This window comes from Paenibacillus sp. MMO-177 (genome assembly GCF_037147795.1).
Lineage (GTDB): Bacteria > Bacillota > Bacilli > Paenibacillales > Paenibacillaceae > Pristimantibacillus.
On record NZ_JBBCUR010000040.1, the window covers coordinates 1 to 311 of the forward strand.

General features: G+C 53.4%; 2 rRNA genes. Both read left to right on the forward strand.

Annotated elements, in window-relative coordinates:
• Window positions 1–109, forward strand: a 5S ribosomal RNA gene (gene rrf / locus WFK81_RS30800); the annotation flags it as partial.
• A gap of 95 nt (window positions 110–204) precedes the next feature.
• Window positions 205–311: ribosomal RNA gene (locus tag WFK81_RS30805) — 23S ribosomal RNA — on the forward strand; the annotation flags it as partial.

Genomic DNA, 311 nt, shown 5'->3' on the forward strand with positions numbered 1-311 from the left:
CGATGGCGGAGGGGAACCACGCGTTCCCATACCGAACACGACCGTTAAGCCCTCCAGCGCCGATGGTACTTGGACCGCAGGGTCCTGGGAGAGTAGGACGTCGCCAAGCGGTTGCGCAAGCAACTAGCACCTTGAAAACTGGATATGAGTAAAGCAAAACATCCTTTAGCTGGATTAATTTTTAAGCTGATTTATCAGCGATTAGGTTAAGCTAATAAGAGCGCACGGAGGATGCCTAGGCACTAGGAGCCGAAGAAGGACGTGGCGAACAACGAAACTGCCTCGGGGAGCGGTAAGCACGCATTGATCCG